The 10,186-nt window shown below is 55.0% G+C and carries 5 protein-coding genes and 1 pseudogene; all 6 read left to right on the top strand.

Annotated elements, in window-relative coordinates; genetic code table 11:
* Positions 1 to 140: 140 nt before the first annotated feature.
* Positions 141 to 359, top strand: a pseudogene (locus tag HMPREF3153_RS13200) (NAD-dependent epimerase/dehydratase family protein); the annotation flags it as partial.
* A 291-nt stretch (positions 360 to 650) separates the two neighbouring features.
* Positions 651 to 1,250 (top strand): hypothetical protein, encoded by a 600-nt coding sequence (locus HMPREF3153_RS12975; RefSeq protein WP_239662596.1) that lies wholly within the window; start codon positions 651 to 653, stop codon positions 1,248 to 1,250.
* A 42-nt stretch (positions 1,251 to 1,292) separates the two neighbouring features.
* Positions 1,293 to 2,438, top strand: a complete 1,146-nt coding sequence (locus HMPREF3153_RS02740; RefSeq protein ID WP_014303371.1) for a Gfo/Idh/MocA family oxidoreductase — start codon at positions 1,293 to 1,295, stop codon at positions 2,436 to 2,438.
* Positions 2,420 to 7,954, top strand: coding sequence for a non-ribosomal peptide synthetase (locus HMPREF3153_RS02735; RefSeq protein ID WP_070419941.1), 5,535 nt, complete (start codon positions 2,420 to 2,422; stop codon positions 7,952 to 7,954). Before HMPREF3153_RS02740 ends, HMPREF3153_RS02735 begins: the two co-directional genes overlap by 19 nt.
* Positions 7,947 to 8,555 (top strand): VOC family protein, encoded by a 609-nt coding sequence (locus HMPREF3153_RS02730; protein WP_070419940.1) that lies wholly within the window; start codon positions 7,947 to 7,949, stop codon positions 8,553 to 8,555. The genes HMPREF3153_RS02735 and HMPREF3153_RS02730 overlap by 8 nt, the downstream gene beginning before the upstream one ends.
* Positions 8,552 to 10,183 carry an AMP-binding protein gene (locus tag HMPREF3153_RS02725; RefSeq protein ID WP_049063288.1) on the top strand — a complete coding sequence of 544 codons (1,632 nt, stop codon included), beginning with the start codon at positions 8,552 to 8,554 and terminating at the stop codon, positions 10,181 to 10,183. Before HMPREF3153_RS02730 ends, HMPREF3153_RS02725 begins: the two co-directional genes overlap by 4 nt.
* Positions 10,184 to 10,186 lie beyond the last annotated feature (3 nt).

Raw genomic sequence — 10,186 nt, 5'->3', positions numbered from 1 at the left:
CGGCCTACTAGATCTGGCATGACACGGTGACCAGAAGAGCCGTTTTACCCTCTATCTATTGCAACTCATTGCCGCGCAGGGTAGCCTAACCTAAACAGGCCCTATTTGGCGTTATGTGCTCGCTAAGAAAAGGACATTGAGTGGTTCGCACAGGAGAGACGGCAAGAGTGGGGGTTCTCGGTTCGCATGGCGAAGTAGGCCGCCAAGTAGCCGCACTGTTGCGCGCTAGCGGACATATGGTGAACTGCGGGAATCGGTCTCACCACACATCAGATGAGCGCACCGCTATCGTTGACGCTCACGACGAGGAATCTGTCAACAAATTTTCCCGTGACCTTGATGTCGTCGTCAACTGCGCCGGACCGTCATGTCTTCTCAAGACCTCAGTAGCGTCGGCACTACCAGACTCAGTGGGCTATATAGACCCGTTCGGAGCCAACTCATTCGACAACTATCCCACCAACCGTCCGTGCGTGGTCAACGCCGGCGCTACCCCCGGTCTCAGCGGTCTATTACTACGCCACCTGGCGGGCCTAATCGACGACTGTCAATCGGTAACTCTCTGCACTGGTGGACGCGACCGGGGCGGGCTGTCGGGTCTGGTCGATGTGGTGCTAAGTACCCACAACTCCTACGGACATCCTGGGAAGATGATTGTCGACGGCGACCTCGTGGCTTACCAACCTGGGAGCATCCACGCTGAAGATCTGGAACCTTTCCCAAGCGATGACGGACTCATAGCAAGCCCGTTCGTCACCAACGAGCTACGCAAGGTGGCCCAAGATTTCTCTATTCCGCGCCTCATAGGGGTCACGGCCATACCGGACCGGGACACCCAGCAGTTACTTTTACGTGCGCTCTCACAAACCGACATATCAGACCCAACCACGCTCATGAATTTGTGCGCAGACATAGCTGCAGCGAAGACCAAACTCGATGCCGGAAAGAACCACTGGTTTGCCATCCAAGCCACTGTCCACGGCACCCTACGGGGCCGCCCTGTTCGCGTCTCAGGCAGTGTCCACGCACCGGACTCCACCTTCATCACCGCTCTTTTTGTTGCGGAAGCGACAAAAAGCGTTATCCGCGACGAACTACTAACCGGGCCGAAATGGGGCTATGAGCTGCCGGCCCCTCAAACTGTCCTCTCGTCACTGGCCTCTTACAGCGTCGACATTAAAATCGTCGGCCCTACAGCAACTACCGACGCACCTCAATGGAGTGATGACGACGATGCAGGCTTCATTTAAAAACCCCGGTATTTCGGCTCAGAACCTAGAAAGGGCCGTCGCATGAACACTGTACGCGTCGTCGTATGCGGCACAACATTTGGCCGTATATACATCAACGGGATAAAAAAGCTTGCGGATAAATTTTCGCTGGTAGCAATCCTATCTCAGGGCAGCGAACAGTCGCGCCGGCTGGCAGAGCAGCTAGGCGTACCTCTGTGTACCAAGATCGAAGATCTCCCCGCTTTTGATCTTGCCTGTGTGGTGGTCAGATCTAGCGTCGTTGGCGGTTCCGGCACGCAGCTCGCCCTAGAGTTTTTAAGCCGTGGCAAGCATGTAGTGATGGAGCACCCGATCCACAAGAAAGACTCTGTAGATTGCTACCGGATGGCAGCGAAAAATAACGTGCAGTTCAAGCTCAACACCTTCTACCGCTGGAATCCAACCATATCCCGGTACTTGGAAATCGCAACAACACTAACCAGGCAGTTCAAAATCATCCACATAGACGCCGAATGTAGCATTCACTTTCTATTCTCAACGCTCGATATCATCGGAAGGATTACCGGCGGTTTTACCCCATGGAGCTTTGATGACGACACCCAAGTTACCGGAATATTCACTACGCTCACCGGTTCGATACGCAAAACCCCGCTCTGCTTGCGCGTGGTTAATCACAACGACCCAGAAAAGCCAGACGATTTCGCTCACGTGGGGCATCGAATAACTGTTTTCACGCACGCCGGAAATCTGGTGCTCACCGAGACTGACGGAACCATCATCTGGCACCCAAACACCCCAATCCCACGAGATCAAGCTGGCTTGCTAAGCACTGCTGCCGATGATCGTTTGAGCACTCTACAGTTGCATGAGAATCTCCTTATCGAGCCGTGCGTTACCCGTGTCGCCCTCTACGACCATACCTGGCCTGCAGGCATTGCGGAGTTTCTGAACGAAGTATATGACAAGTTGGCGTGCTCCAAGAACGAAGCGCAAGAAGCCGAATACCTCCTGGCATTGTGCGCAGTCTGGGCGCGCACCGGACAATTACTGGGTCCCACATGTACCGTCCAAGCAGCTATGCATGCCGAACCACTCAGTCTCGAGAGTCTGATGTGGCCGCTGGGGGAGTCTCATACCTCCCCCATTGAGCGAAACAACCCCAACCACCGGAACACAGGAGAGATAACATGGATGTCACAGCGCTGATTAACGACCTTGAATCCCGCGGTATAGCGCTATGGGTGAACGGCGATCGACTCAACTACCGTTCACCCAAGGGTTCCTTGCGCGAGGAAGACCTCGCGGCCTTAAGGTCAAATAAGGAAAAGGTTTTGGCATGGTTGCGTGAGCGGGAGGCCGTTCCGCATGATGAGCAAGCACGGTTCGCCCCCTTCCCCATGACCGATATTCAGCGCGCATACGCAACCGGTCAGAACGAAGGCTATGATCTGGGTGGCACCGGGTGCCACAGCTACGCCGAAATACGAACGGAACGCCTTGATCGCAGCCGCCTTGAACAGGCCTGGCACGAACTCATCCAGCGCCATGACATGCTCTCTGCAGTGGTCGTTCCACCGGATTCGCTGCAGGTGGTTAAATCTCGCAGTTTGCCGGTGCTACAAGCTGTAGACCTCGCGGGCCACAACCCAGATGTCCCGGACGCCGAGTATCTTCGTCACCGCGCAAAATTGGAAAACCGTAGCTACCCGTTGGGCACCTGGCCACTGCACGAATTCCAGCTTTTGCAATTTGACGAATGCAGCATCCTACAGTTTTCGGTGGACATGATCATCGCCGACTTTGTAAGCGTGAGGGTGATGGTCGAGGAACTTCTAACTCTCTACGCAGGTAACGTTCTACCGGAACTAGAGGACACCACGTTTCGGGATATAATCACCTCCCGTAACCACCACAGCCAGAGTGCCGCTGGCTTCGCTGCACGCACCAATGCAAAAAAGTACTGGTCCGAGATCATCCCCTCGTTGTCCGGCAAACCCTTACTGCCGACGCTGACCTCAGCCGATCGCACATCCGAAATGCCGGTGCGTTTCACCCGGCGTACCTGGCGATGCTCGCCAGCAGCATGGTCAAAGCTCACCGACGCAGCAAGCACTCACGGCGTCACTCCTTCGGCGACGCTACTTACCGCCTACGCCGATGTACTGCGCCGTTGGTCCTCCACAAGTGACTTTTGCGTCAATGTCACTTCGATGAACCGAGATTCTGCCATTGCCGGAATCAACCGTATTATCGGAGACTTTACCGAGATGACCCTACATGCTTGCCATCCGCACACTGGAACCTTTAGTGAGCGCGTGCACGCAACCCAGGAGCAGCTATCCGAAGAGCTATCACACGCTGCGTATTCCGGGGTTGACGTGTTGCGCGATATAGCCCGCACTACCGGGCAGCCCGCGGTAATCCCGGTAGTATTCACCAGCGCGTTGGGTGCAGACACACCGCACAACAATGGTCCGGCCTACAACCTTGTCTCCGGCGTAAGCCGAACGCCGCAGGTATGGATTGACTGTCAGGCATTCCAGGACGGAGGCTCTTGCAACGTTAACTGGGACGTGCGAGAGGACGTCTTTGAACCGGCGTTGATCGACGACATGTGGGAGTCATTTACCGACCTACTCGATCGCCTGGTCGACGACGGTTCGGCGTGGCAGGAAACTGATTCAGTCCACTTGCCCGATAAGACGATCGCCATCCGTAACCGCATTCACAAAACCCACGTACAGCAGACCACCCGATGCCTCCACGACGGGTTTTGGGATAACGTCCAGCAGCACCCACACCAGCCAGCGCTGGTGTGTGGCGGAAAAACCTACAGCTACCAACATCTGGCTGGCTACGTCGGGGCATTACAGCATGAGCTCTCTGATGTCGGTCCCGGAGATTACATTGCCATCGTCCTAGGTAACGGAGTATGGCAAATAGCTGCCGCTGTTGCCGTGGTATCAACTGGTGCAGCCTACGTGCCGATCGATCACGAGCAACCCGCAATCCGCCAACGTTCAATGATAGAAGCGTGTCGTCCTGCCAACGTCATCACTAATTCTCATTTCTCCGAAGAAAATACCGATATCTCCAACATCAACGTCGATACTCTCAGCCCGATACAGTACAGTGGCACCATAGCCTCACCGGTTTCCCCCACCGAAACCGCCTACATCATCTTCACCTCAGGCAGCACCGGAATTCCAAAAGGTGTTGTCGTTACGCACTCGGCTGCAATGAACACCATAGATAGCGTGAACAATCTCCTCGGCCGAAATAAAAGACGCACGGTATTGGGGGTATCGAAGTTATCCTTTGACTTATCCGTGTATGACATCTTCGGTACCTTCGCAAGCGGTGGCACTTTGGTCCTGCCGTTAGACGAGGAATCGCGAAACCCCAGCAAATGGATCGATTTCCTTGTTGATAACAACGTCGATACCTGGAACTCTGTTCCTGCACTGTTCCAAATGCTTGTGCGAGAGGTAGAGGTGACCCGTCACCCGAACATCCTCAGCCTAGACCTGGTTATGCTGTCCGGAGACAGGATCCCGGGCACTCTCCCAGCGCATGCTGCACCCCACTTCCCTAATGCTGAACTCATCAGCCTCGGCGGCGCCACGGAGGGCGGAATATGGTCGATTTTCCACCCGATGACCTGTCACACAAATGAAACTAGCATACCATATGGTACCGCGTTACCCAACCAAGGAATGTGGGTGCTCGACGAGGCCTGCAATGAGTGTCCGGACTGGGTGCGAGGGCAAATCCATATTTCCGGGGAAAGCCTAGCCACCGGTTACCTCAACGATCCAACCTCCACAGCAGAGAAATTTTTCTTTTCCGAAAAGCATGGCACACGCATGTACGCTACCGGGGATATAGGAAGCTACCGCCCAGACGGCGTAATCGAGTTTCACGGCCGTCGGGACAATCAACTAAAAATCAACGGCTATCGAGTGGAAACCGGCGAGATAGAAGGAGTCCTCGAATCCAACGACTTCGTCGAACGCGCTATAGTACTCACCCAGGAAACCAGTGACCCAATTAAACTACATGCTTTCGTCACTGATGCACAGAGCGACAAAGATGAGCTCAAGGATGCTGGGCAAATCAGAAACTCGGAGCTCCGTACAATGCTTGAGCAGCGCTGGACACCTGCAGATACGAGCCTTGACACGGGAATATTTGCCACATGGATGCGGCTGGGAAACGAAGCCGCGATGGCTGCTTTGCTCGCGGCTTTCCAACAAGCCGGTGTTTTCCTCGTTGCAGGAAAATACCACACTCTTACGGAAATCACCGCGGCGATCCATCCCTCCGAAGAGTATCGCGAACTCATAACCCGTTGGCTCAATATTCTGACTGGAGAAGGCTTAGCCACTAAGGATGATGAGGGTTGGACTGTCAGCCAACAGACCCTGGACTTCTTCGTGTTCGGAGAGGCCTGGGATCAGTTCGGCAACATGGAAGCGGAAATCAATAACAGTAAGGAATTATTCAATTACCAACGGCACGCAGCTGAGGCGCTTCTTTCCCAGTTGCGCGGAGAGATCAGTCCCACCGAGGTGTTCTTCCCGGAGGGAGATACCCATAACGCCCGCACCATTTACGGCGAAAACCGCATTAGCAAGGCGATGAATGCTGCGGCCGCAGAGGCAGTGATCGGCATTGCCGAGCACCACGCTGATCATCCGGTAAGGATCCTCGAGGTCGGCGCTGGCATAGGTGCTACGACGGAAAAAATTGTTAGCCGACTCCCCGAGAACGTAATCGAATACCGCTTCACCGATATTTCGACATTCTTCCTACATAAAGCCCAAAAAATGTTCGCGCATTGTGGTGCCATGACCTATGGCCTGTTTGATATGAACTCAGACTGCACATCGCAAGATGTAGAGTTCGGCGGTTACGACATCATTTTGTGCGCCAACGTACTGCATAATTCAGTAAATATCGAGGAGTCATTCACCCGCTTAAAGCAGCTGCGCCGCCCCGGGGGCGTGATCGTCATAGTAGAGCCGATCACTGAGCTTTACGCAGCCCTTATCTCGGTGTCCATCAAGATGAATCTGGTTGATTTCACGGACCACCGTGCGGAATCACACAAGGTGTTCATCGAGGACGCGCAGTGGGATCAGGTCTTCAGGGATACCCAGATGCACCGCATCGCGGAGTACCCAAACACTAGTGACCCGTTGCGCGAATGCGGGCAACGACTCATCATCGTTGGTGCCGATGACGACGATGTCCCCACGCTCAACAGTGAAGACATTCTGGGCTACCTGCGTGCTCACCTACCGGGTTACATGGTTCCGGCTTCCGTCAATGTACTACCGGAATTGCCGTTAACCTCAAATGGCAAGGTAGACCGCAAGGCCCTAGCGCAACTCTGCTTAGAACCGGTGGGAAGCCCCAACAACCGGATCGATCCTCCACGCAACGAAACGGAAGAGCAGATAGCGACTATCTGGCGCGATGTCCTCGACACCACGGAGGTTGGGCGCAATGATGACTTCTATGCGCTTGGGGGTGACTCACTGCTCATGGCCGAAACGGTAACCCGGCTCCGCCAAGAAATACCTGGCCTACAGCAGCACACGTGGGACGCCCTTATGCGTGGCGTACTCAAGGTGCCAACCATCGCAGGCATTTCCGCGCTAGCACAGGCTGCAGGAAGTAGCTGTCAACCCGAAGCATTAAAAGCCGTTAATTCTGCTAATCATACCTCCCCTGAACTGACTGCTCTGTCTACTGTAGCCAGTGGCTCTCCAACTGGGTCTTCAAATCTGCATGTATACCGATTGCCGAAGGACGCAACGTTCTGCCGCGTGATGATCCACGCTGGCACTGGCCGCCTGAAGGACTACGAGTTCTTGATGCCCGAACTGCTTCAACGCCAGCCAGAGATTGCCCACGTTGGTTTTACCGCTGGTGACGCAGATCGATTCCTGGACTACACAACCCGTACGCTGATCAGGGATCTGGCCCAGAGCTACGCCCAGGAACTTGATGAGTTGGATATGGAATCTTATCAGTTGGTCGGCTACTGCATTGGCGGTATGTTAGCGCTGGAGACCGCGAAGGCGCTCACCGAACTCGGCCGCGACGTGCGCCAGGTAACTTGCATCAGCACCCACCAGTGCCCGCACCGGGTCACTAATGAACTACTGTGTGAGCTCGCCTATGGGTGCATTTTCAACGCTGACCTAAGTGCAATGGGGGCGAACTTCGACCTCAAAACCCTCGCAGCAGCCCTGGAGCACACCCTTGATGGCATCAACCGCAATATCAGTGACGAAGAACTGTGTACCCTTGAAGGCCCATACGCAGATATCGGGGAATTCTTCCAAAAGATGGCGGTGTTGAGTCCCAGGGCGCGCCGCAAACTCATCTACCGAAGCATCCGTGAATTCGACACAGACTCCGAGTCCACTCGCGGGATGCTGGACATCCTATACGATGTCTTCCGGCATTCGTTACTCGGAACCATCGACTACGTCCCCGATGTCTATTTCGGTGATGTAGTCGTACTGCAGCCTACCGAAGGTGTAACTGGTTTTTACCCGAGCCTAGGCGGAGACATCGATTGGCCAGCGACCGTGCTCGGCAACCTGCAGATACATGCCGTGGCCGGTTCTCATGCCACCTGCCTGCTACAGGAGAACGTACCCTCACTACTTCCGTTCTTCACGGAGAGGGAACAACGAAATGGCTAATGTGGGACACATTATCTATAAAGCAGACGACCTAGAGAACTCAATTAATTACTTCCGTTCGCGCGGCTTTGACGTTGAACCAGGACAACAGAAAAACGCTGCAAGCGCGCTTATTTATTTCTGCGAGGGTCCCTACCTGGAGATACGAGAGCGAGCCGACGTACCACCGTTTTTCCGCCAACTTTTACACCTTACTGGCAATGGAAAACTCGTCGACTCCTATGACAGATTCGCCACCATGTCACAGGGGTACTCACGGGTGGTACTGGAGGCGCAGCGCAAGGAATTTGACCACATAAAGGAGATTTTTGATTCTCATCAAACCAAGAGCCTGACAATCCCGTTCTCCCGCAAGGATCCCGCTGGCAGACGGCTCGCCTGCTGGTGTCTGTCACCCGACGACTGGGCGATCCCACTTTTCGTGACCCCCTTTGCCATTGATACCCATCGCAGCACCCCGCATCCTAACGGGATTACCCACATAACCGACATCGATTTTGCGGCCAGTGAGAAGACATTAAGCATTTGTAAGCACGTTGGTGTCGACGGCGGCCTCACCTGCCGTTCCGGCACAGGCACGATTGATTTGGAGTTTGCATGAGAGGGCGCGATATCGACCGCAACAGTGTGTTGAAGCATTACGAAGGCACCGGCCACCTGGCCCGAAAAAGCCTGTGCCAGGAACTGTTCGAATCATCCGAGATTTATTCGGACCATGTAGCTGTCATCGCTGACGACGCACACCTGACCTACGCACAACTCGAGCAATCACTTTGTGTGTTCACCGAGGAGCTACGAGAAAGCGGCCTCTCGCCAGGAGACCACGTGCTACTGCAACTGCCAAACACCGCAGCGTATGTGGTGACTCTGCTTGCGCTGATGCGCGTGGGTGCTATCCCAACCCTGCTGCTTCCCGCGCATAGAGAGGCCGAAGTTGCAGCGTTGTGTGAGTCTTTACACCCAGTTGCTTATATCGGTAGCCGCGACCATCTCGGTTTTGACACCGTAGCCATGGTAGAGGCTATGGGACCCGGCGAGCTCGGACTCAAAGAACTGTGGGCCGATAACGGACCCACGCACGACAAGGAGTCCTCGTACCGAGTTCTGCCAGGTCTCTTCACTGCCCCGATTTCTACCAAATGCTCTCCGCCTACTAAGTGGCCGGATCCACGCAGCGTTGCGCTGAATCTTTTGTCTGGCGGAACCACGAACATGCCAAAAATAATTCCCCGGGTACATGAGGCGTATGCATATAACACCCGTGCGGCGGCACAGTGCTGCGGCGTCGGGCCAGATACGGTATACTTGGCGGTTCTATCTACCTCTCATGATTTCGCCTTAGCTCAGCCCGGGATTCTGGGCACCTTGCTTTCGGGCGGCACTGTGGTTCTGTGCACCAGCGCAGCCTTCGATGAGGCGTTTCCGGCCATTGCGACCCACGGGGTCACGCTGACTGCACTAGTTCCTGCGGTAGCCCAGGTGTGGGTGGAGGCCGCAGAGTGGTTTCCCGCAGATTTCTCTTCCTTGGAGCGAATTATCATTGGCGCAGCGGCGCTTAACGACGGCTTAGGTGAGGCAATACAGGATCGTTTCGGTGTGCGTATCCACCAGGGTTATGGCATGGGTGAAGGCATCACTACGTTCACGCGTATTGATGACCCTCCAGCGGTGATTCTTGGCACGCAAGGTCGTCCCATCTCTGATGCTGACGAGTTGGTAATCGATGGCCCGGGAGGCGAGCCGGGAGAGATACTAGAAAAGGGCCCTTATACTTTCTTCGGCTACGAAGGAAACCGCGATACCCCGGACTGTTTCACCGAGGATGGTTTCTTCCGCACCGGTGACCGTGGCTACCTTACCGAGGACGGCAACCTGGTGCTGTGCGGGCGCGTGGTTGAACAGATCAATCGCCTGGGCGAAAACGTCTCCCCTTCTGAGGTCGAGACACTCTTGTCTGGAACTCCAGGCATTAGTGCTGCAGCCGTCTTCCCAATGCCAGATAGAGCACTGGGAGAGCGCACCGTTGCAGCCATCGTCGCCCAACCAGGCGTTAACCGCTCCGCCATTCTGGATGATTTCCTCACCCGAGGCGTAGCCCGATACAAGGTGCCGGACCAGGTGATCACTGTCGACGAAATTCCACTGATCAACATCGGCAAGGTCGACAAGAAAAAGCTGCGTGCTCTCGCGGCAGCGCAATTTACTGACCGTGAATCCGAACAAAGCTGAGAG

It is taken from the genome of Corynebacterium sp. HMSC06C06 (assembly GCF_001807295.1).
Taxonomy (GTDB): domain Bacteria; phylum Actinomycetota; class Actinomycetes; order Mycobacteriales; family Mycobacteriaceae; genus Corynebacterium; species Corynebacterium striatum.
Note: the sequence above shows the minus strand (reverse complement) of the source record. Positions and strands in the feature narration are given on the sequence as shown.

What these genes read in the sequence shown, in the direction of transcription:
- HMPREF3153_RS02730 (WP_070419940.1), top strand. Translation starts at nt 7,947, where the DNA reads ATGGCTAATGTGGGACACATTATCTATAAAGCAGACGACCTAGAGAAC.
- HMPREF3153_RS02725 (WP_049063288.1), top strand. Translation starts at nt 8,552, where the DNA reads ATGAGAGGGCGCGATATCGACCGCAACAGTGTGTTGAAGCATTACGAA.
- HMPREF3153_RS12975 (WP_239662596.1), top strand. Translation starts at nt 651, where the DNA reads ATGATTGTCGACGGCGACCTCGTGGCTTACCAACCTGGGAGCATCCAC.
- HMPREF3153_RS02735 (WP_070419941.1), top strand. Translation starts at nt 2,420, where the DNA reads ATGGATGTCACAGCGCTGATTAACGACCTTGAATCCCGCGGTATAGCG.
- HMPREF3153_RS02740 (WP_014303371.1), top strand. Translation starts at nt 1,293, where the DNA reads ATGAACACTGTACGCGTCGTCGTATGCGGCACAACATTTGGCCGTATA.